Genomic DNA, 20,361 nt, shown 5'->3' on the forward strand with positions numbered 1-20,361 from the left:
TCCAGCGACGGCTCGGTGATCCAGCGACGGCTCGGTGAACGGGAAGAACGACGGCCGGAAGCGCATGTTGATGTGGTCGACCTCGAAGAACGCCTTGCAGAACTCGTGCAGGATCCATTTGAGGTGGCCGAGATGCGAGTGCTTGTCGATGACGAGGCCTTCGACCTGGTGGAATTGCGGCGTGTGGGTCGCGTCCGAATCGATGCGGTAGGTGCGGCCCGGGCAGATCACGCGGATCGGCGGCTTCTGGCTCAGCATGGTGCGCACCTGCACCGGCGAGGTGTGGGTTCGCAGCAGCATGCGCGAGCCGTCCTCCTTCGGATGGAAGAAGAAGGTGTCGTGCATCTCGCGGGCGGGATGGCCTTCCGGAAAATTCAGCTTGGTGAAGTTGTAGTCGTCGGTCTCGATGTCGGGGCCTTCCGCGACCGAGAATCCCATGTCGGCGAAGATCGTCGTCAACTCGTCCCAGACCTGGCTCAGCGGATGGATGCGGCCGGCTTCAGTCGGCGCATCGCGCAGCGGCAGGGTGACGTCGATGGTCTCGGATGCGAGCCGCGCATCGAGCGCCGCCGACTTCAGCACGTCACGCCGCGCGGCGAGGGCCTGGGTGACCTCGTCCTTGGCCTGGTTGATCGCGGCGCCTTGCGTCTTGCGCTCGTCCGGCGACATCTTGCCGAGCGTTGCGAGCAAGGCCGAGATCGAGCCCTTCTTGCCGAGGGACGCGACGCGGACGGCTTCGAGGGCGGCTTCGTCCCCGGCAGCGCTGATCTGCGCGAGGATGGATTGGACGAGACTGGCGAGGTCGGACACGGTCGGATCCTTTCAAAACGCTGCCGGTTGTGGCCGCAGCCGGGCCGGAACGTCAAGCCGTATAGCCGTCGTAAATGCAGGGCATTTGAACCCTATAGGCATGGCTGGCACCAACCTGAAGTCGAGGGAGAAGACGATGCGTTTACGATCCTGGGTGGTCGGCTTGAGCTTGGTTCTTTTGGGGAGCGCGGCTCACGCCGCGGAGGAATGCGCGGCCAAATCGACGTCGATGGATGACATCATCGCGGTCCTGAACGCGGCGCCGAGCTGCGACCGTGCCATGACGCTGTTCGATGCTTGCGCATACGGCGCCAGCGGCGACGTGCAATTCGGCGAAGCGGTCGAGAAGAAGTGCGAGGCCGATTTTGTCGGCCGGCTGAGAACGCCGCAGAAGCTCAGCTATCAGCGCGAGTTGCGGGTCTGCGACCGGAAGTACCGGAACAAGTCCGGCACCATGTATATCTCGGCCACGGCCTTCTGCCGGGCGGAGGTCGCCCAGCGTTACTCGCGACGTGCGCTGAAGGCCGGCGGAGCCGGCCGTTAGTGCTGGGCTTGCTCTGAAGCAGCCGCTTAGGCGGCCAGCGCAGCCTTGGCCTTCTCGGCGATCGCCTGGAACGACGCAGGCTCGTGGATCGCGAGATCCGACAGCACCTTGCGGTCCACGGTGATGCCCGACTTGGCGAGACCGTCGATAAATCGGCTGTAGGTCAGGCCGAACGGACGCACAGCGGCGTTGAGACGCTGGATCCAGAGCGCGCGGAAAGTCCGCTTCTTGCGCTTGCGATCACGGAACGCGTACTGCTGGGCCTTTTCCACGGCCGGCTTGGCGGCGCGGATGGTGTTCTTGCGGCGGCCATAGAAGCCCTTGGCGGCCTTGTAGACTTTCTTGTGCTTGGCGTGGGCGGTCACACCGCGTTTGACGCGAGACATGACAAAATCCTTCAGAGATGACTTGGTTTTCGGATCGCCGCGCGAGCGCGGCGGAGGTGGCAATGATCTTCGACGATCTTGGACGCGATCAGGCGTTCGGCAAGAAGTACTTCTTGACGTTGTCGCCGTCGGTCTTGAACAGCACGCGAGTGCCGCGCAGCTGACGGATCTGCTTCTTCGTCCGTTTGATCATGCCGTGACGCTTGCCGCGCTGGGCGTGCATCACTTTGCCGGTAGCAGTCACCTTGAAGCGCTTTTTAGCGCCCGATTTGGTCTTCAGCTTGGGCATTTGGCTCTCCTAATGGCCACAGAAATCCGCCCGCGAAGGCGGCTGGCCGTCAAAAATGCTCGTTAGAGCGTTGATTGTGCTCAGGTTTTACGAACAAGCGCGAAACCCACACGGACACCGCCACGGCAGCCCTTAATCAGCCGGGCGATGAAGGCTGGGCTTATGACAGAGGACAAGCCAAATGGCAACGCTGAACCGCCGAAACCTGCCCGGCGACTATTCGGAGTTACCACCCATATGTCCAAGCCGTGTCGCCTGGAGCAAGACCAAAATGGCCCATTTTCCCCGATCGCTTTCGTCCTTGACGGACCTCGCCCGCCCGCGCCGCTTGGCGCTGCTTGCCGTGCTCGCCACGGCCATGCTGCCCTCGACCGCCGACGCCCGTATCGGCAGCTATGACGGCATCTGGAATGTCACTTTCGCCACCACGCGGGGCAATTGCAGTTCCGGTTACAGTGTCCCCTTCACCGTTACCGGCGGCCGGGTGTCGTCCGCCGGCGGTGGCCGGGTCTCCGGCACGGTTCGTCGCGGCGGCGCCGTCGCGGTCCAGGTCTCGGTCGGCGCGTCCCACGCCAGTGGAGGCGGCCGGCTCGGCGGGGTGGCCGGTGCAGGCTCCTGGAACGGCATCATTTCCGGCGACCGCTGCAGCGGCATCTGGCATGCGACCCGGTCCTGATACACAAACGGCCCGCCGGAAATCCGGACGGGCCGTTGAACTCTCAGTCCTGAAGAGCCGGCGTCAGCGCGGCGCCAGCACCATGACGACCTGACGGCCCTCGAACCTGGCGTCCTGCTCGACCTTGGCGAGCTCGGCGACGTCGTTCTTGATCTTGTCCAGAAGCTTGGTGCCGATCTCCTGGTGCGCCATTTCGCGGCCGCGATAGCGCAGCGTGATCTTGACCTTGTCGCCCTCTTCGAAGAACCGCTGCATCGCGCGCATCTTCACGTCGTAATCGTGGTCGTCGATCATCGGGCGGAGCTTGATCTCCTTGATCTCGACGATCTTCTGCCGCTTGCGGGCTTCGGCGGCCTTTTTCTGGGCGGAATATTTGTACTTCCCGTAGTCCATGATCTTGCAGACGGGAGGGCTGACATTCGGCGAAATCTCGACCAGATCCATGCCAGCTTCCTGGGCCATGCGGATGGCCATGACGGTTTCGACCGTGCCCTTGTTGTCACCGGTCTGATCGATCAGCTGGATTTGCGCATTGCGAATATCATCATTGATGCGCGGCCCGTCTTTGCTGGCAACGGGCGGGGCTTTATTGGGACGGCGAATGGGTGGTTCTCCAAAATTGTGAAAGAGGCGGCTAGTCTGAAGGAAGATGCGTTTGCGGGCAAGCAAGTCGCGTGCGGGAGGCGAAAAAGCCTCAAATGCGAGGCATTTTGGTCACGCCCATGGGCACGCTGCAGGACATAGACACCTTGCTTCTGTTCCGCAAGCGTCCCAAAGGGCAATAGCGATGCTGGGCTGGGCCTCGGAACGCATCCAGACAGTTCAAACCGAACAACCAGAGTAAACGTTCCATGAGCAATGCAATTCCCGAAGCCGTGCTCGACTTCATCGATGTGGGCGAGGGCCCGTCCGCACGCAGGATCGCGGTGCGCAGCCGCGCCGGTCGAGGACCCGGACTGGTCTGGCTCGGCGGGTTCAAGTCGGACATGCAGGGCGGCAAGGCCGTGGCGCTGGATGCCTGGGCCGCGGACCATGGCCGCGCCGCGGTCCGGTTCGATTACTCCGGCCATGGCGAATCCGGCGGCGATTTCGCCGATGGAACCATCGGAAGCTGGCTCGAGGACAGCGTGGCGGTGTTCGAGCGGTTCTGCGACGGCCCGCAGGTCCTGATCGGTTCCTCCATGGGCGGCTGGATGGCGCTGCTGCTCGCGCGCGAGATCAGGAAGCGGGCCAGTCAAGCGTCGCTTGCGGGCCTGGTGCTGATCGCGCCGGCGCCCGACTTCACCGAGGAGCTGATGTGGAAGAATTTTTCGCCCGCGGTGAAGAAGGAAATCGAGACCAAGGGCTTCTGGCTGCGGCCGTCGGATTATGGCGATGGCTCGCCCTATCCGATCACGCGGAATCTGATCGAGGAGGGCCGCAATCACCTCGTGCTCGGCAGCGCCATCGATCTCGGCTGTCCCGTGCGCATCCTCCAGGGCGCGCAGGATCCGGATGTGCCCTGGCAGCACGCATTCGCGCTGACGCATCGCCTGCCCGCCGACGACGTGGTGCTGACCATGATCCAGGACGGCGATCACCGCCTCTCCCGCCCGCAGGACATCGCCCGCATTCTTGCCGCGGTGGCCGAGATCGGGTGAGAGTTTCTTCCTTCCCCCCTTGTGGGGGAAGGTGGCGCGAAGCGCCGGATGAGGGGTTGTCTCTGCACGTCCGAATGAGAGTTGGACTCGCGGAGACAGACCCCTCACCCAGGTGAATGCGTGTCAACGAGCGGAGCTGCCCTCTCCCACAAGGGGAGAGGGCACAACAAGAAACACTGGGAGGCAAATACAATGACCGCCACCACGATGCTGCGCACCTTCTGCGACGCCGTTGAACAGCGTAACGGAAAAGCCTTCGCGGATCTCTTCACCGAGGACGGCGTCTATCACGATGTCTTCTACGGCGCCTTCGAAGGCCGCGAAAAGATCGCAGCGATGGTCGACGACTGGTTCTATCGCACGGCGACCGATTTCCGCTGGGACATGCATGACCCCGTGACCGACGGCACCACGCTCTATGCGCGCTACACCTTCAGCTATCGCTCGACCTTGGCCGAAGCGAACGGCGCGCGGGCGATGTTCGAGGGCGTCGCGATCATGACGCTGCGCGACGGCAAGATCGTGAGCTATCACGAGGTCGCCAACACCGCGCCGGCGTTCGTCGATCTGAAGTTTGCGCCGGAACGGATTGCGAAGATCGTCGGCAAGCAGGGCGCCGAGCTGAAAGCGCGGCCTGAGATGCAGCGGCATCTGGCGTAGCCGCGCGGCCCTCTCCTCTTGTCATTCCGGGCTCGCGCTGCGCGCGCCCCGGAATGACAGTAACGACTATCGCTTCGACGGATTCGCCATCGGCTTGCGCTGTGCCAGCGCGGCGACGGTGGCGGTGCCGATCTGGCCCTGCTCGTCGTAGAGCCAGCATTCGCCGATCGCGACGCCGTCGGTCGCCTGGTGATTGACCACGTCGAAGCCGATCCAGTTCGTCACCGGCAGCCGATGCAGATAGATCGTGACGTCGCTGTTGATGTAGCCGAGCCCCTTGTCGCCGGCATTCGCAAAGGGGCTCGCGAAGTCGGCACCAACAGCGACATGCACGAACGGCGTCATCGGAACGCCGGCCACGAGCTCGCGCACCTCGCTCATCCAGAGCCGGCGCGGACCGCGCGAGCCCATATGGCCGACGATCGGCCGCGTCGTCCATTTGCCGTTCATGCCGAGCCTGGGATCGGTGGGCTTGGGAATGTCGTCCGGCTTCGGTACGTCCCAGTTCGGCGGCGACCAGACGTTGCCGTCCGGATTTTGCGTTTTGCGCAGCAGCTGGCACGAGGCACGCGCCATGCTGACGCCGCCGGAGACAAATTCGGCCTCGACCACGCGAATGCGTAGTCCGTCGCGCACCAGCCGCGTCGTCACCTCGATCGGCTTGTCGATGGTCGGCAGCCGAAACATGTCGACCGTGAGCCGCGCGGGGACGAATTCGGGGCCGGAATGGCGCTCCTCGATGGCGAAGCCGAGCAGTCCGACGATGACGCGTCCGTGCAGCGATTTCGGATCCCAGGGACCGTTGGCCACTTCCGTCGGATGGAATGTATCGCCGTCGCGGGTGAAGAAAGGCATGTTTGTCATGACGCGCGACTTTGAGGAAACGCGTGAGGAAATCAAGGGGCGGTGAGACGCGCGCGGCAAGCAACAACACCGCGGTCATCGCCCGGCTTGACCGGGCGATCCAGTACTCCGAGGCGGTCGTGATTGAACCGATAAGTCGCGGCGTACTGGATGCCCCGGTCAAGCCGGGGCATGACACCGAGAATTAGGAAGCGGCTTGCCACTCCTCACGCACGCTTTCGTCACGCTCTATGCTCGCCGCCGCGGACTTCATTGCATCGAACTCTTCCCGCGACACCAGCTGCTCCAGCGCCCACACTGCAGCGCCACGCACCAACGCGCTCTCATCGCCGAGCAATCGCCGCGCCTCCTCCGCCAGCATCGCCTCACCGGAATTACCAATCGCGATCAGCACATTCCGCAAAAACCGGTCGCGGCCGATGCGCTTGACCGGCGACTTCGTGAACAGCGCGCGAAACGATGCATCGTCGAGCCGTGCGAGTTCGGCGAGCGACGGCGCGCGCAATTCGTCGCGCGCGGAGAGCTTTGCCTCGCGTCCCTCCTGCGCGAACTTGTTCCAGGGACAGGCCGCAAGGCAATCGTCGCAGCCATAGATGCGGTTGCCGATGGCTTTGCGAAGCTCGCGCGGGATCGGTCCCTTGTTCTCGATGGTGAGATACGAGATGCAGCGCCGTGCATCGAGCTTGTAGGGCGCCGGAAACGCCGACGTCGGGCAGATGTCGAGGCACGCCTGGCACGAGCCGCAATGATCGATCTCGGCGTCGTCGCGCGGCAGCTCGAGCGTCGTGTAGATCGCGCCGAGGAATAGCCAGGAGCCGAACTCGCGCGAGACGAGATTGGTGTGCTTGCCCTGCCAGCCAAGATGCGCGGCCTGCGCCAAGGGCTTCTCCATCACCGCCGCGGTGTCGACGAACACCTTGACGTCCGATGGCGCGGTCGCCACCAGCCAGCGCGCCAGCGCCTTCAAGCGCTTCTTGATGAGATCGTGATAGTCGTCGCCCTGCGCATAGACCGAGATCGCCGCGCGCGTGCGCTGCTGCAGGATCGCGAGCGGATCCTGGTCGGGCCCGTAATTGACGCCGAGCATGATGACGCTGCGCACGTCCTGCCACAGCCCGCGCGGATCGACGCGGCGCTCGGGGTGTGCTGCAAGCCAGTCCATGTCGCCATGGCCGCCCGAGGCGATGAATTCGAGAAAATGCTTCCCGGCGTTCTCGATCGTGCCGGATGCGGTGATGCCGATGCAGTCGAAGCCGAGCGCGCGTGCCTCGTTTGCAAGCGCCGTCTTCAATTCGGTCGGATCCGAGTTCAGAAGTCGAGGTCCACGTAGGTCCGCGATGCCGGCACGCCCGCCAGCCATTCGCTCAGCAGCGGACGGAACGACGGGCGGGATTTCACCCGCGCGTACCACGCCTTTGCTGCGTCGTCCTCGCTCCATGGCACGTCGCCCAGATAGTCGATCGCCGAGAGATGCGCCGCGGCGGCGAGGTCCGCGTAGGTGAGCCGGTCGCCGGCGAGGAAGTTCCGCGTCTGCGCCAGCCAGCCGATATAGGCCAGATGATAGCGCACGTTGGCCTTGGCGGCTCGCATCACGTCGGCCGAGGGTGCGCCGCCGCCGTTCTCCTCGCTCATGAAGCGCTTGTAGATGCGCTCGGTGACCAGAGGATGCGAGACCTCCTCGAAGAATTTCTCGTTGAACCAGGCCATCAGCCGGCGCACCTCGACGCGCTCGGCGACGGTTTCCGGCATCAGGCGCTTCGGTCCCATGTCGGCGCCATAGGCCTCGTCGACATATTCGGCGATGATCGCCGCGCCCGGTATGGGCGATTGTTCCTTGTCCACCAGGACGGGCGTGGTGCCGGCCGCATTGAGCAGCAGAAATGCCTCGCGCCGCTCCCAGCTGCGTTCTTCGACCAGCCGCAATTCGAGCCCGTATTCTCCCGCGATCAGGCGGATGAAACGCGAGTGCGGGCAGAACGGATGATGAAACAGCGTAAACATGAAGCCTTTGACTATTTGATGGTGATTAAGAATCCATCAATGTTTGTGCGGCGCCACACTAGTCCTTCAAAACCGCGAGGCAAGGGCGTGACGTCGCATTTTGCGATTGCGAGAGCAGGACGAATAGGCGAGAAGAGCCCCGCTTTTCCAGCGGAAATGGACCGTAAATATGTCAGACGCAATACGGGCAGTGATCCTCGGCATCATCGAGGGTGTGACCGAGTTCCTTCCCGTGTCCTCGACCGGCCACCTTCTGCTCGCGGAGCGCTTCTTCCATCTCGGCGAAGGCGCCTTCTGGGATTCGTTTACCGTTCTGATCCAGCTCGGTGCGATCCTTGCGATCGTCGTGCTGTACTTCAAGAAATTGTGGGACGTCGCGATCGGCATGTTCACCGGCGACGCCTATGCGCGCCGCTTCGTGATCGGCGTGCTGGTGGCGTTCCTGCCCGCGGTCATCGTCGGCCTCGTCGCCGGCAAATACATCAAGAGCCTGCTGTTCAATCCGTGGGTCGTGTGCTTCTCGCTGATCGTCGGCGGCGCCATCCTGCTGTGGGTCGATCGGCTCGATCTCAAGGCGCGCGAGCATGACGCCACCCGCTTTCCGCTGCTGATGTATCTCTATATCGGCATTGCGCAGTGCATCGCGATGATCCCGGGCGTGTCGCGCTCCGGCGCCAGCATCGTCGCCGCGATGTTTCTGGGCGCCGACAAGCGCGCGGCGGCGGAGTTCTCGTTCTTCCTCGCCATCCCCACCATGATCGGCGCGTTCGCCTACGATTTCTACAAGAACCGCTCCGAGATGACGATGGACCACATGGGCATCGTCGCGATCGGCTTCGTGGTGTCGTTCATCACCGCGATCATCGTGGTGAAGACGTTCTTGAGCTACGTCACCCGCCACGGCTTCGCGGTGTTTGCCTGGTGGCGCGTGATCGTCGGCACGCTCGGCCTGATCGCACTGGCGCTCGGCCGTTAACCTCTCGAAAACTCACTGACGCGCCTCAACGCAATATAAGCTTTTGATCGGTAGGCAGTTTCCAGAGCAGGGCGGCGCGCGCCCGGCACAGGAGCTGAGCCATGACCCTCGTCAGCGGCTGGGGGCGTTTCCCGGTCGTCGATAGCGAGCTGCTGCGGCCGCGGTCGTTCGAGGCCGTGGGCGAAGCCGTGGTGACGGGCTCCGTGGCCAGGGGTAATGGCCGCGCCTATGGCGATGCCGCGATCGGCGCCATCAGAACCATCGCGATGACGGGGTTCGACCGGGTCCGGTCGTTCGATCCCGTGACCGGACGCATCCGCCTCGAAGCCGGTGTGCTGCTGTCGGACCTGATCGACACCTTTGGTCCGCGCGGTTTCCTGCCCTTCGTGGTTCCCGGAACGCGCTTCGTCTCGGTTGGCGGCGCCATTGCCGCCGATGTCCACGGCAAGAACCATCATTGCGAGGGCGGTTTCGGCCGCTATGTCGACAGCATCCTGCTGCGCACCGGGCAGGGCGAGACCATCGAGGCCTCGCGCGAGCAGAACCCCGATGCCTTCTTCGCGACCGTCGGCGGCATGGGCCTCACCGGGGTGATCCTCGAGGCGACGATGCGGCTACGACCGGTCGAAACGGGGTGGATCCGCGAGCGGGTGATCTCCGCATCCGATCTCGACGCCGCGATGCGCGCGCTCGATGCGGGCGATTCCGCGACCTATTCGGTGGCCTGGATCGATTGTGCCGCACGCGGCGGCGATCTCGGCCGCTCGCTGGTCTATCTCGGCGAGCACGCAAGGACGGGCGAGATTGCCGACGGCGCCGGTGCATTTCCCGCCGGCAAAAATCCCGGCCTCGCGGTGCCCGTCGACCTGCCGTCGATGACGCTGAACCGCTACAGCATCCGCGCCTTCAACGAGCTCTACTACCGCATGGGTGCAAGGCGCGCCGGGGGCAGTCATGTGGTCTCGCTCTATCCGTATTTCTTCCCGCTCGACAGCATCGCCGACTGGAACCGCATCTACGGCCGGCGCGGCTTTCTCCAGCATCAATGCGTGATCCCGGAGCTGGGCGCCCGCGCCGTGCTCGGCGAGATCCTCGATCGCGTCGCCCGGCGCGGCGATGCCTCCTTCCTCGCGGTGCTCAAGAAACTCGGCCAGGGCGACGGCATCCTGTCGTTCCCGCTGCCCGGCTACACGCTGGCGCTGGATTTCCCGGTGAAGGGCGACATCCTGAATTTCCTCGACGAGATCGATCGCCTGGTCGTCGCCGCCGGTGGCCGGCTTTATCTGGCCAAGGATGCACGCCAGTCGCGCGCCACGTTCGAAGCCGGCTATCCGGCCTTGCGGCGCTTCAACGCGATCCGCAAATCGCTCGATCCCGCCGGGACCATCCGCTCAAAACTTTCACAACGCCTGTTCGATGAGGTTTAAGCCGTGACGTCACGCAAGTCCGCAATTGTGCTCGGTGGCTCCTCCGATATCGGCCGCGCCGCCGCGCGCGCCTTTGCCAAGGCCGGATACGATGTCGCCCTCGCGGGCCGTGACGTCGCCGCACTGGAGCCYGACGCCGCCGATCTGCGCGCGCGCTACAATGTCGAGGTTGGCCTCCACACATTCGATGTGCTCGATACCGCTTCGTTCGAGGGTTTTGTGAGCGGCCTTGCTGCGTTGCCTGATGTCGTCATCTCGATCGTCGGCCTACTGGGCGTGCAGCAAAATGCCGAGAGCGATCTCGCGCACGCCACCACGATCATGCGCTCGAATTACGAGGGCCCCTCGCTGATTCTCGGCCTGTTCGCGGAAAAGTTTTTGGCGCGCGGCAATGGCACGATTGTCGGCGTGTCCTCGGTCGCCGGCGATCGCGGCCGCGCTTCCAATTATGTCTACGGCTCGGCGAAGGCAGGCTTCTCCGCCTTCCTGTCGGGCCTGCGCGCCCGCGCCAGCCGCGGCGGCGTCCATGTCGTCACCGTAAAACCCGGCTTCGTCCGCACGAAAATGACGGAGGGCATGAAGCTGATCGGCCCGCTCACCGTCGAGGCGCCGGTCGTCGGCGATGCGATCCTCAACGCCGTCGAGAAGAAGACCGACGTCGTCTATGTCAGCGGCAAATGGCGTCTCGTGATGCTCATCATCAAGACGCTGCCGGAAGCGATTTTCAAGAAGCTGAAGTTCTGAGGCGGTTGCGACCCACACCACAGTCTCGTCACGCCCGGCCTTGTGCCGGGCATCCACGTTCTTGGTGGCCGCGGTGAGAAAGACGTGGATGGCCGGGTCAAGCCCGGCCATGACGCTGCGGAAACCTCAAACGCTCATTCGCTGGAACTGCCCGGCCGCGCGAAAACGCCAGAGATATTGCGGGGCGATGGCCTCCAGCGAATCCCCGGCAATGCCGAGGCCTTCCAGCGTCAGCCCCGCCGCCTTGGCCGCCTCCGACACGACATTGTCGTGCTCGAGCAGCGTGACCTGGTCCGGCGTAAGCTTCAGCGCACCCGGCGCGAATTGCAGGAAGTTGGCCTGGAAGCGAGCAAGGCCGAACGACAGCGGGACCAGCGCCCGCTTGCGGTCGGTGATGGCCAAAATGGCCTCGATGATCTCGCGCATGGTCAGCACTTCCGGCCCGCCGAGCTCGTAGGTCGCGCCCGCCTTGGCCTTGCCGTCGACCGCATCCGCGATCGCGGTGGCGACGTCGCCGACATAGACCGGCTGCATCCTGGTCTCGCCGCCGATCAGCGGCAGCACCGGCGACATCCGCGCCAGCGCGGCAAAACGGTTGGTGAACTGGTCCTCGGGGCCGAACATCACGGAGGGACGGAAGATGGTGGCCGAGGGCACCGCGGCCAGCACCGCCGCTTCGCCGGCCGCCTTGGCCTTGGCATAGCGCGAGGGCGATTCCGCATCGGCGCCGATCGCGGAGACATGCACCAGGCGCGCGCCGGCGGCGGCCGCCGCCTTGGCGACGGTCTCGGCGCCCCTGGCCTGGACGGCGTCAAAGCTCTGCGCGCCGCCCTCGGTGAGGATGCCGACCAGATTGATCACGATATCCGAATCACGCAGCGCCGCTTCGACCGAGGCCGGATAGCGCAGATTCGCCTGCACGGTGTGGACCTGCCCGACCTTGCCAGACGGCTGGAGGTACCCGGCCAGTTCCGGCCGCCGCACCGCGACCCGGACCCGGTAATCCCGCCGGCACAGCGCGCGGACGACATTCCGGCCCAAAAACCCCGATCCGCCGAAAACCGTGACGAGAGTTTCCAGATTCGATGCCATGGGATCCATTCCTGGGGTCCATTCCTGCGGAAAGAGTGCGTGTTATCAGGCTTGTATCGGGCCGGTTTGCGATGCGCAATCCGCATCGCCGCGCAGGTGCCAAGCAGCATTTGACAACCGCGTCACCGAACCGTAGTAACCGCCTCCGTGCCCCAAACGGCATGCCCAGGTGGTGGAATTGGTAGACGCGCTGGCTTCAGGTGCCAGTGGCTTAACGGCCGTGAAGGTTCGAGTCCTTTCCTGGGCACCATACAATTCTGGAAAATGAGCAATTCCAGTTAGTTGAGCCCCATCTGCCTGCTTGGACGGCTCCCTTGGCCACGCGTGGTTTTGTCTCGCCCGGCGAGCGCGCTCAACCCATCCGTTCCCTCTGGCGAGGATGGCGGCCGCGGGCTCCTGGCTTGCAAGAATACGCTCGCCGTGTCGGCACCAGCGCATCCTATTTCGCAGGGCGTTTGCGTTGGATGCGACCGCCCGGTTTGCTGGCCCACAAATACAAGCCGCTCACCAGCACCATGATCGTCACGATGTCGAAAAACGCCCAGACGAGCTTGGGCGCCAGGCCGGGAAACGTCGTCGGAAAATGCAACGGCTCGGCAATCAGCAGCGCCTTCGTAACGCCCGTCGGCTCGAATACATCAGACACGCCACCGGTATGGGCGTCGATGAGCACCGCGTAGAAGAGCTCCTGTGTCATCATTTGTCCGTCCTTCATCAGAACCACGTAGTGGTTGGACGGACTGATCTCAGCGTTCGGGAACAACAACGACATCACTCGTGCTGCTGGCACCTTGCCGCGGGCAGCAGCAATCGCAGCTTCGATTGACCCAGGCCGATCGACCTCGTCCATTCGCCCTGCCTGTGTCATGACGACCCGCCGCCGAATCTCGTCGGACATGGCCGTCCTTACCGACGTGGAAACGGGGCCATGCAGGGTGTTGATTGCTCCGGTCGTGGCAACGAGGAGCAGCCATGCCATCGTAATGATGCCCGTCAGATTGTGCAGGTCGAGCCACAATAGTTTTCGGCTCTTGTTCGTGCGAACCGTGCCAAATCCAAATCGGCGGACGAATGGCGGATAGAGTATCAAGCCCGAGACGACAGAGGCGATGACGACGAGTGCCATGCCGGCAAGTAACAAGCCGCCGGGCAGCCCCAGATACAAATCCGCGTGCAGCGTATGCAGGAATTGCATCACGGGACTACGTCGTTGCGGCATCGTTGTGAGCTGACCGGTGCGAAGGTCGATCGCCTCGCGGTGGATCTGGGTGGGGCCGCCATCCGGAGTTGGCGCTGAGCGCGTCTCTACGATTGGCCACCGCTTTGCAAATTCGAGTGAGATCATCGTATCGCCGGGGTGTCGCGCCAGCGCTGCCGCGACGATGGAATCAAGCGTTGGCGCGCCCTTGCTTTCCGGGACTTCGGCCAACATTCCCGATGAACCAAACGCCTCGTCGATCTCCTTTTGAAATATCAGCAGCAAGCCCGTCAGCGAGAGGATCAGCAGGAACAGCGTCGAGATGATGCTCGTCCAGCGGTGGATGCCGGCCCACGTCCGCAGCGATCGCATGTTGGGTCGCTTCCGCGCGGCGGTACGCGACGCATTTACCAGTAGCGATGTCATGTCGGGTCTTGAGTCCCCAGCAATTGCGCGTCTGTGACAATTGACCGCGGTGGTTTCGCGCGGTCTGCCTCATGGCTCGTCACGATCACATCCGGCGCGTTGCGGTCTTACGAAGTTTTTCGAATCGTGCGTTCGGGCGGCAGCAAAAGGCTTTCGCGCTTACCAACAATCGATGCGATGTGAAATCGAAACGTAGAGCGGCGCGCCAGGATCACCTGGAAGCTTAGACGCCTTCTAGTTGGCATGGAATTTCCCGAATGCTTATTCGCTCTCGTCCCAAGCGATTCGTGTCTGGGACGGGGCATCAAGAAGAAAAGACTCCGGGGACTGCATGCTTAACGACGTGACCTTCTCGCGCGCATTCGGGCTTGCGTGCGTGTCAGTGTTTTTGACCACGACCTCATCCGTCGCACAGCAGTCGGGCCGCCAACAATCGGCGACGTCCGGACAGTCACTCCCTCCCGTGACCGTCGTCGCGCCTGAGCAGCGAGCCTCTCTCGCGCGGCGACAGCGGTCATCCAATACATCGCGCGCTGCGACGACGCGGCGGGCAGAGCGACGTGAGAACGCGCCAGTGATGAGCGCGCCTGCCACGCTTGGAGCAAAACAGGCAGCGTTGCCGGTGCCGTATGTTGGAGGGCAAGTCGCAAGGGGCGGACAGGTCGGCCTGCTCGGCAACAGGGATTATATGGAAACGCCATATAGCCTCACGAGCTACACGGAAAAGACCATCCGCGATCAGCAGGCGACCAGTGTCGCCGAGGTCCTGACCAATTCCGATCCGTCAGTACGGGCGGCGATCGGCAGCAGCAATCGCTATGACGCGCTGACCATTCGCGGCTTCCGGGTCGAGAACAGCGAGATCGCGCTGAATGGGCTGTACGGCCTCGTGCCGGCTTACCGGATCAACCCTGCGCCGATCGAGCGCATCGAACTGCTCAAGGGACCCGGGGCGTTCCTCAATGGCATGGCTCCGTCCGGCAGCATCGGCGGCAGCGTCAATGTCGTGACCAAACGGGCAAACGAGGACCTGACGCGTCTGACTGCCGGCTACATCTCGAATGCGCGGTTTGGCACGGAAATCGACGTGGCGCGCCGCTACGGCGAACAGCGCGAATGGGGCGTTCGTTTCAACGGCGGGATCGATGGCGGCAATACGACGATCGACCGTCAGTCGGTACGCGACGGAGTCGGTTCGCTTGGCGTTGACTATCGGGGCGAGCGCTTCAGGTGGTCCGCCGATGTCATCTATCAGGACGACTGGATGAAAGCGGCAGCTCGCGGCTACACGCCCGTCACTGGCATCGCGGTGCCGAATGCTCCAGACCCCCGCATCAACCTCGCCCAGCCGTTCGACTATGCCCGCGCGAAGAGCCTCACCGGGCTTACGCGCGCCGAATATGATGTGTCGAATAATGTCACCGTGTTCGGCGCAATCGGCGCCAACCAATTCACCTTCGACAAGCAGGAAGCCCCCGGCGCCACCATTCTAAACACGGCAGGCGATGCCCTCTCGACCTCTCGCTTCCAGACCGGCAAAAACGACGGCGTATCGGGCGAAGCCGGCGTGCGGGCGCGTTTCGACACAGGTCCGGTCGGTCATGAGGTCGTTGTCAGCGGCAGCGCCATGAACCGCACTGACTGGCTCGGTCAGACCAATTACGGAAACTATCTTACCAACATCTACACGCCGACCCTGCTGGCGAGTCCGGGCACCCCGGTGTCTTCATTCCCTGAGGGGAAGTCGGATTTCCTCGGTCTGAGAAGTGTCGGCGTTGCCGATACGCTCTCGATGATGAACGGGATGCTTCAGGTGATCGTCGGAGCGCGACAGCAGCAGGTCATCGCGAACAGCTATGCCCCCGTGAGCGGCCTGGAAACGACCCACTACGATCAGAGCGCCACGTCGCCTTCCGTGGCGCTGCTGGTTCGGCCGATCAAGGAGCTGTCCTTCTACGCCAACTACATCGAAGGCCTCACGCCTGGACCAACGCCGCCGTCCGGCGCCGCCAACACCAATGCGGTGTTCGCGCCCTTCAAGACAAAGCAGTATGAAGTCGGAACCAAGCTCGATCTCGGAGGCTTCGGCGCGAGCCTCGCGGCATTCCAGATCAGCTTGCCGAGCGGCGCGACCGATCCGGTTACCAGGATCTTCAGTCTCGATGGTGAGCAAAGGAACCGGGGCATCGAGTTCAATACGTTCGGTGAAGTCGGGCCCGGGATCCGCGTCCTGGGAGGGGTGACTTACCTTGACGCGCGGCTGACAAAGACTGAAGGGCACCTCCATGATGGCAACCGTGCCATCGGCGCACCGGAATGGCAGAGCAATCTCGGTGTCGAGTGGGACACTCCGTTCCTGCCCGGGCTGACCGCGACGGCGCGTACCATCTACACCAGCCAAGCCTATGTCAGCGCTGACAACATCCAAAGTGTTCCGGCCTGGATGACGTTCGACATTGGTGCACGTTACGCAACCCAGCTGGCGGGACGACCCACCACGTTCCGTGCATCGCTCACGAACCTCTTCGACAAACGCTATTGGATCGGCAATCCGACTGGTTATGTGATCAGCGGCATGCCGCGTACGTTGTGGTTGTCAATGACGGTTGACTTCTGACGCTGCCAGAGAGGCGCATCGTCCTGCGCCAAGCGCGTCACCGAACCATGGTAACCGCCTCCGTGCCCCAAACGGCGCGCAGGTGGGTGGAATTGGTAGACGCTCTGGCTTCAGGTGCCTTCGCGGCCGTGAAAGTTCGAGTCCTTTCCGGGGCGCCAGCTTTTTCTGGATACCCAGCATTTCCAGATAGATAAATCGCATCCTTGTGTTGCGTGACCTCAAATGCGCAACGAAGGGGCGCGGCCCCGCCGACCCGACGCGGATTTCCGCGATCGCTCACGATGTCGACGTATCATTCGTATCGATCGCGAGTTCGTCACTCGCGACGCGTGTGACGTCACCCGTCCGGCAATCACCTGCTCGATGTTTCGCCGTTTCCAATTCGCACGACAATCTGCAGAGCCGAACGGCTGATAACAATGATGTTGACGACGATCGACTGCTTGCTGCGGTAACACAAGCGCAAAGCTGCGTGCACGGCTGCTCCTGCAGATTATGCAACGCAGGTCTGTGATTGATGTCCGGCGCAAAACTCGGATAGCCTTCGGGAAGGCCTGACCCCGACAGGGAGTGTGCTTCGTTGAAGAATGATCAAGCGCCAAAGCTTCTTCGACGTGACTTGCTTCGGCTGACGATTGTCGGTGCCGGTGCGTTGGGTGCCGGCCAATTGTTGCCGGCGGCGGCTTCCGCAAAGCCCGTTGATCTCGATCAGAAGCGGAAGGCTCGCTATCGACCTGACTCCCAGGAAGTCAGGAATTTCTATCGCGTCAACAGCTATCCCGCTCGATAGGAGACTTCCGTGCTGATCAGGAAGTCCGATCGTCGTCCGGAGCGTGCCAGGCTTTTCGATGCGGCGGCCGACGCAGCATCGGCGAAACTGGACCGACGGACGTTCCTGAAGCGCTCTGGAGTCACGGCCGGTGCATTGGCCGCGGTGGGTGAGCTCGCGCTGCACAGCGTGCGCAAGGCCGAAGCCGGTCCGCCGCCACCTGTCGGCGCAACGGTCACGACCCGCAAGAACGTCTGCACGCACTGCTCGGTCGGTTGCTCGGTGATTGCCAAGGTCGCCAACGGCGTATGGATCGGGCAGGAGCCCGACTACGACAGTCCGATCAATCGCGGCTCGCATTGCTGCAAGGGTGCGGCAGTTCGCGACGACGTGTTGAACGAACGACGCCTGCGTTACCCCGTGAAGCTCGTCAACGGACAGTGGACGCGCATCTCCTGGGAGACGGCGATCGACGAGATCGGCGACAAGCTGCTGGATATCCGCCAGAAGGCGGGGCCCGACTCGGTCTATTGGCTTGGCTCCGCCAAGTTCACCAACGAGGCCGCTTATCTCAATCGCAAGCTTGCGGCGTTCTGGGGCACCAATAATTCCGATCATCAGGCGCGGATCTGCCACTCCACGACGGTCACCGGTGTAGCCAATACCTGGGGCTACGGCGCGATGACCAACAGCTACAACGACATCCGCAACGCCAAGACCATCCTGCTGATGGGTGGCAATCCAGCCGAGGCCCATCCGGTTTCGCTGCAGCACATTCTTGAAGGCAAGGAGCTCAACCGCGCCAACATGATCGTGGTCGATCCCCGGATGACGCGGACCGCTGCGCACGCGACCGAATATGTCCGGGTTCGCCCCGGCACGCATATCGCCACGATCTACGGCATGCTGTGGCACATTTTCGAGAATGGCTGGGAGGACAAGGAATTCCTCGCTCAGCGCGTCTATGGCCTGGATGAGGTCCGGAAGCAGGTTGCGAAGTGGCCGCCCAAGGAGGTCGAGCGCGTGACCGGCCTGCCGGAGGCGCAGGTCAAGCACGTCGCCGAACTGTTCGCCAAACAGAAGCCGTCCACCCTGATCTGGGCGATGGGGCAGACCCAGTTCACCACCGGCACCGCCAATGTCCGCGCCAGCTGCCTGTTGCTGCTCGCCACCGGCAACATGGGGCTGCCCGGCGCAGGCGCCAACATTTTCCGCGGCCACACCAACGTGCAGGGTGCAACCGATCTCGGTCTCGATGTCACGTCGCTGCCGCTGTACTACGGTCTTGCCGAGGAGGCCTGGCGGCATTGGTGCCGGGTATGGGAGGTCGACTACGACTGGATGAAGTCGCGCTTCCCCGACAAGAAGCTGATGGAAACGCCTGGCATTCCCAGCACGCGCTGGTTCGACGCAACCCTGCTCCCGAAGAATCAGATCAGCCAGCCCAATCCGGTGCAGGCCATGTTCATCATGGGCCATGGCGTCAACACCATCACGCGGATGCCGGAAGCGGTGAAGGGCATCGAGAAGCTGGAGTTGCTGGTGGTCTGCGATCCCTATCCGACCGCGTGGTCGGTGCTGTCGGAGCGCAAGAACGGCACTTACCTCCTGCCGGCCTGCACGAGTTTCGAGATGGAAGGTTCGCGCACCAACTCCAACCGCTCCCTGCAATGGGGCGAAAAGATCGTCGATCCGGTCTTCGAATCGAAGAACGACTACGACACCATGTACCTGTTCGCCCGCAAGTTCGGATTTGCCGACCTGATGTTCAAGAACATCAAGGTCGAGAACGGCGCAGTCTCGGCGGAGGACATCCTGCGCGAGATCAACCGGGGCGGCTGGTCGACCGGCTATTGCGGCCAGTCGCCGGAGCGGCTCAAGGCCCACATGAGAAACCAGCACAAGTTCGATCTGGTGACGCTGCGGGCGCCGAAGGACGATCCGGAGGTTGGTGGAGATTATTACGGCCTGCCATGGCCGTGCTGGGGCACGCCCGAGTACAGGCATCCGGGCACGCCGATCCTCTACAACACCAATCTTTCGGTGAAAGAGGGCGGCGGCACCTTCCGCGCGCGGTTCGGAGTCGAGCGCGTCGTGAAGCGCAAGGTGATGGAGAACGGGCAGGAGGTGGAGCGGGAAGATCACGATAATCTTCTTGCCGAGGGCTCGTACTCCGTCGGTTCGGAGATCAAGGACGGGTATCCCGAGTTCACCCTTGGCGTGCTGAAGAAGCTCGGCTGGGACAAGGACCTCACGGCGCAAGAACGCGAGGTGATCGAGCGCATCAATCCGGCCGATCCCGACAAGGTGTCATGGTCGACCGATCTGTCCGGCGGCATCCAGCGGGTCGCGATCGAACACGGGTGTTCGCCTTACGGAAACGCCAAGGCCCGCATGATCGCGTGGAATCTTCCCGATCCGGTTCCGGTGCATCGCGAGCCGATCTACACGCCGCGTCCCGACCTCGTCGCCGACTATCCGACCTTGCCGGACGCGAAGCAATTCCGCGTGCCCAATATCGGCTTCTCCGTGCAGAAGGCCGCCGTCGATCGCGCAATCTCGAAGCAGTTCCCGCTGATCCTGAGCTCGGGCCGTCTGGTTGAATACGAAGGCGGTGGCGAGGAAACGCGGTCCAACAGATGGCTCGCCGAACTGAAGCAGCACATGTACGTCGAGATCAATCCGGCGGACGCAGCCGAGCGCGGCATCGTCGATGGCGGCTGGGTTTGGGTGACCGGTGCAGAGAACAGCTCGCGGGCCCGGATGAAGGCGCAGGTGACTGAACGCGTCGGCAAGGGCGTTGCCTGGATGCCGTTCCATTTCGCCGGCTGGTACGAGGGAGCCGACCTTCGSGCGAAATATCCAACGGGRGCCGATCCCATCGTGCTCGGCGAGAGCAACAACACGCTGACGACCTATGGCTATGATCCTGCCACCGGCATGCAGGAGCCGAAAGCCACGCTGTGTCAGATCAGGGCCGCATGAGAGGTTAGACCATGGCACGCATGAAATTCCTGTGCGATGCGGACCGTTGCATCGACTGCAATGCCTGTGTGACCGCCTGCAAGAACGAGAACGAAGTGCCTTGGGGCATCAATCGGCGGCGCGTCGTCACGATCAATGACGGCAAGCCCGGCGAGCGGTCAGTGTCGATGGCCTGCATGCACTGTACCGATGCGCCTTGCGCGTCGGTGTGTCCGGTCAAGTGCATCTATCCGACCGAAGACGGCATCGTCCTGCAC

General features: G+C 63.1%; 19 protein-coding genes and 1 tRNA gene. 11 read left to right on the forward strand and 9 right to left on the reverse strand.

Going from position 1 to position 20,361, the window contains the following annotated elements; genetic code table 11:
• Positions 1–810: phenylalanine--tRNA ligase subunit alpha (locus AB4Z51_RS39645; RefSeq protein ID WP_441499291.1), on the reverse strand; the 810-nt coding region annotated here is incomplete at its 3' end.
• Positions 811–946: 136 nt separating this feature from the next.
• Between AB4Z51_RS39645 and AB4Z51_RS39650 the strand changes: the two genes are divergently transcribed.
• On the forward strand, positions 947–1,354 hold the full coding sequence (locus AB4Z51_RS39650) for a hypothetical protein (protein ID WP_441499292.1): 408 nt from the start codon (positions 947–949) through the stop codon (positions 1,352–1,354).
• A 26-nt stretch (positions 1,355–1,380) separates the two neighbouring features.
• On the opposite strand, the gene rplT is transcribed toward AB4Z51_RS39650, so the two are convergent.
• Both rplT and rpmI read right to left on the reverse strand, forming a co-directional pair.
• Positions 1,381–1,740, reverse strand: a complete 360-nt coding sequence (gene rplT / locus AB4Z51_RS39655; protein WP_014490867.1) for a 50S ribosomal protein L20 — start codon at positions 1,738–1,740, stop codon at positions 1,381–1,383.
• 88 nt (positions 1,741–1,828) lie between these two features.
• Positions 1,829–2,029: a 50S ribosomal protein L35 gene (gene rpmI / locus AB4Z51_RS39660; RefSeq protein WP_008539890.1), complete on the reverse strand. Its 201-nt coding sequence runs from the start codon at positions 2,027–2,029 to the stop codon at positions 1,829–1,831.
• 271 nt (positions 2,030–2,300) lie between these two features.
• On the opposite strand from rpmI, the gene AB4Z51_RS39665 reads away from it, so the two are divergent.
• Positions 2,301–2,705 carry a hypothetical protein gene (locus AB4Z51_RS39665; RefSeq protein WP_085404991.1) on the forward strand — a complete coding sequence of 135 codons (405 nt, stop codon included), beginning with the start codon at positions 2,301–2,303 and terminating at the stop codon, positions 2,703–2,705.
• 63 nt (positions 2,706–2,768) lie between these two features.
• Here AB4Z51_RS39665 and infC read toward each other — a convergent pair whose 3' ends face one another.
• Positions 2,769–3,308 carry a translation initiation factor IF-3 gene (gene infC / locus AB4Z51_RS39670; RefSeq protein ID WP_071917037.1) on the reverse strand — a complete coding sequence of 180 codons (540 nt, stop codon included), beginning with the start codon at positions 3,306–3,308 and terminating at the stop codon, positions 2,769–2,771.
• A gap of 248 nt (positions 3,309–3,556) precedes the next feature.
• On the opposite strand from infC, the gene AB4Z51_RS39675 reads away from it, so the two are divergent.
• Together AB4Z51_RS39675 and AB4Z51_RS39680 are read left to right on the forward strand one after the other, a co-directional pair.
• Entirely contained in the window at positions 3,557–4,345 is a 789-nt protein-coding gene (locus tag AB4Z51_RS39675) for an alpha/beta hydrolase (protein WP_135214010.1), read from the forward strand.
• A 192-nt stretch (positions 4,346–4,537) separates the two neighbouring features.
• Entirely contained in the window at positions 4,538–5,005 is a 468-nt protein-coding gene (locus AB4Z51_RS39680; protein WP_135214011.1) for a nuclear transport factor 2 family protein, read from the forward strand.
• 66 nt (positions 5,006–5,071) lie between these two features.
• Here the strand turns inward: AB4Z51_RS39680 and AB4Z51_RS39685 are convergent, their stop codons facing one another.
• The 3 genes from AB4Z51_RS39685 to AB4Z51_RS39695 form a co-directional block, all read right to left on the reverse strand.
• Entirely contained in the window at positions 5,072–5,869 is a 798-nt protein-coding gene (locus AB4Z51_RS39685) for an acyl-CoA thioesterase domain-containing protein (protein WP_135214012.1), read from the reverse strand.
• Between the two features lie 184 nt (positions 5,870–6,053).
• Positions 6,054–7,229 (reverse strand): tRNA epoxyqueuosine(34) reductase QueG, encoded by a 1,176-nt coding sequence (gene queG, locus AB4Z51_RS39690; RefSeq protein WP_135214013.1) that lies wholly within the window; start codon positions 7,227–7,229, stop codon positions 6,054–6,056.
• Positions 7,178–7,870 (reverse strand): glutathione S-transferase family protein, encoded by a 693-nt coding sequence (locus AB4Z51_RS39695; protein ID WP_063980220.1) that lies wholly within the window; start codon positions 7,868–7,870, stop codon positions 7,178–7,180. The genes queG and AB4Z51_RS39695 overlap by 52 nt, the downstream gene beginning before the upstream one ends.
• 169 nt (positions 7,871–8,039) lie before the next feature.
• Between AB4Z51_RS39695 and AB4Z51_RS39700 the strand changes: the two genes are divergently transcribed.
• The 3 genes from AB4Z51_RS39700 (at position 8,040) to AB4Z51_RS39710 (ending at position 11,017) form a co-directional block, all read left to right on the forward strand.
• The gene (locus AB4Z51_RS39700) at positions 8,040–8,846 is read left to right on the forward strand and encodes an undecaprenyl-diphosphate phosphatase (RefSeq protein WP_063980219.1); all 807 of its coding nucleotides are present in this window, start codon (positions 8,040–8,042) and stop codon (positions 8,844–8,846) included.
• Positions 8,847–8,947: 101 nt separating this feature from the next.
• Positions 8,948–10,273: an FAD-binding oxidoreductase gene (locus tag AB4Z51_RS39705; protein WP_135214014.1), complete on the forward strand. Its 1,326-nt coding sequence runs from the start codon at positions 8,948–8,950 to the stop codon at positions 10,271–10,273.
• 3 nt (positions 10,274–10,276) lie between these two features.
• On the forward strand, positions 10,277–11,017 hold the full coding sequence (locus tag AB4Z51_RS39710) for an SDR family oxidoreductase (RefSeq protein ID WP_135214015.1): 741 nt from the start codon (positions 10,277–10,279) through the stop codon (positions 11,015–11,017).
• A gap of 126 nt (positions 11,018–11,143) precedes the next feature.
• On the opposite strand, the gene AB4Z51_RS39715 is transcribed toward AB4Z51_RS39710, so the two are convergent.
• Positions 11,144–12,109, reverse strand: coding sequence for a complex I NDUFA9 subunit family protein (locus AB4Z51_RS39715; RefSeq protein WP_135214016.1), 966 nt, complete (start codon positions 12,107–12,109; stop codon positions 11,144–11,146).
• Positions 12,110–12,272: 163 nt separating this feature from the next.
• Here AB4Z51_RS39715 and AB4Z51_RS39720 point away from each other — a divergent pair.
• Positions 12,273–12,359: transfer RNA gene (locus tag AB4Z51_RS39720), tRNA-Leu, on the forward strand.
• A gap of 189 nt (positions 12,360–12,548) precedes the next feature.
• Here AB4Z51_RS39720 and AB4Z51_RS39725 read toward each other — a convergent pair.
• Positions 12,549–13,679, reverse strand: coding sequence for a PepSY-associated TM helix domain-containing protein (locus AB4Z51_RS39725; RefSeq protein WP_441499293.1), 1,131 nt, complete (start codon positions 13,677–13,679; stop codon positions 12,549–12,551).
• Positions 13,680–14,310: 631 nt separating this feature from the next.
• Between AB4Z51_RS39725 and AB4Z51_RS39730 the strand changes: the two genes are divergently transcribed.
• The 3 genes from AB4Z51_RS39730 to AB4Z51_RS39740 form a co-directional block, all read left to right on the forward strand.
• The gene (locus tag AB4Z51_RS39730) at positions 14,311–16,350 is read left to right on the forward strand and encodes a TonB-dependent receptor (RefSeq protein ID WP_205124591.1); all 2,040 of its coding nucleotides are present in this window, start codon (positions 14,311–14,313) and stop codon (positions 16,348–16,350) included.
• Between the two features lie 799 nt (positions 16,351–17,149).
• Positions 17,150–20,104 carry a formate dehydrogenase subunit alpha gene (locus AB4Z51_RS39735; RefSeq protein ID WP_441499294.1) on the forward strand — a complete coding sequence of 985 codons (2,955 nt, stop codon included), beginning with the start codon at positions 17,150–17,152 and terminating at the stop codon, positions 20,102–20,104.
• A gap of 11 nt (positions 20,105–20,115) precedes the next feature.
• On the forward strand, positions 20,116–20,361 hold a 246-nt coding region (locus AB4Z51_RS39740), incomplete at its 3' end, for a 4Fe-4S dicluster domain-containing protein (protein ID WP_441499295.1).

The organism is Bradyrhizobium sp. 2TAF36, from assembly GCF_052114925.1.
Taxonomy (GTDB): domain Bacteria; phylum Pseudomonadota; class Alphaproteobacteria; order Rhizobiales; family Xanthobacteraceae; genus Bradyrhizobium; species Bradyrhizobium barranii.

What these genes read in the sequence shown, in the direction of transcription:
- AB4Z51_RS39705 (WP_135214014.1), top strand. Translation starts at nt 8,948, where the DNA reads ATGACCCTCGTCAGCGGCTGGGGGCGTTTCCCGGTCGTCGATAGCGAG.
- AB4Z51_RS39725 (WP_441499293.1), bottom strand. Translation starts at nt 13,679, where the DNA reads ATGCGATCGCTGCGGACGTGGGCCGGCATCCACCGCTGGACGAGCATC.
- AB4Z51_RS39680 (WP_135214011.1), top strand. Translation starts at nt 4,538, where the DNA reads ATGACCGCCACCACGATGCTGCGCACCTTCTGCGACGCCGTTGAACAG.
- queG (WP_135214013.1), bottom strand. Translation starts at nt 7,229, where the DNA reads ATGGCTGGCGGGCGTGCCGGCATCGCGGACCTACGTGGACCTCGACTT.
- AB4Z51_RS39675 (WP_135214010.1), top strand. Translation starts at nt 3,557, where the DNA reads ATGAGCAATGCAATTCCCGAAGCCGTGCTCGACTTCATCGATGTGGGC.
- AB4Z51_RS39700 (WP_063980219.1), top strand. Translation starts at nt 8,040, where the DNA reads ATGTCAGACGCAATACGGGCAGTGATCCTCGGCATCATCGAGGGTGTG.
- AB4Z51_RS39715 (WP_135214016.1), bottom strand. Translation starts at nt 12,109, where the DNA reads ATGGCATCGAATCTGGAAACTCTCGTCACGGTTTTCGGCGGATCGGGG.
- AB4Z51_RS39665 (WP_085404991.1), top strand. Translation starts at nt 2,301, where the DNA reads ATGGCCCATTTTCCCCGATCGCTTTCGTCCTTGACGGACCTCGCCCGC.
- AB4Z51_RS39650 (WP_441499292.1), top strand. Translation starts at nt 947, where the DNA reads ATGCGTTTACGATCCTGGGTGGTCGGCTTGAGCTTGGTTCTTTTGGGG.
- rplT (WP_014490867.1), bottom strand. Translation starts at nt 1,740, where the DNA reads ATGTCTCGCGTCAAACGCGGTGTGACCGCCCACGCCAAGCACAAGAAA.
- AB4Z51_RS39730 (WP_205124591.1), top strand. Translation starts at nt 14,311, where the DNA reads ATGAGCGCGCCTGCCACGCTTGGAGCAAAACAGGCAGCGTTGCCGGTG.
- rpmI (WP_008539890.1), bottom strand. Translation starts at nt 2,029, where the DNA reads ATGCCCAAGCTGAAGACCAAATCGGGCGCTAAAAAGCGCTTCAAGGTG.
- AB4Z51_RS39695 (WP_063980220.1), bottom strand. Translation starts at nt 7,870, where the DNA reads ATGTTTACGCTGTTTCATCATCCGTTCTGCCCGCACTCGCGTTTCATC.
- AB4Z51_RS39685 (WP_135214012.1), bottom strand. Translation starts at nt 5,869, where the DNA reads ATGACAAACATGCCTTTCTTCACCCGCGACGGCGATACATTCCATCCG.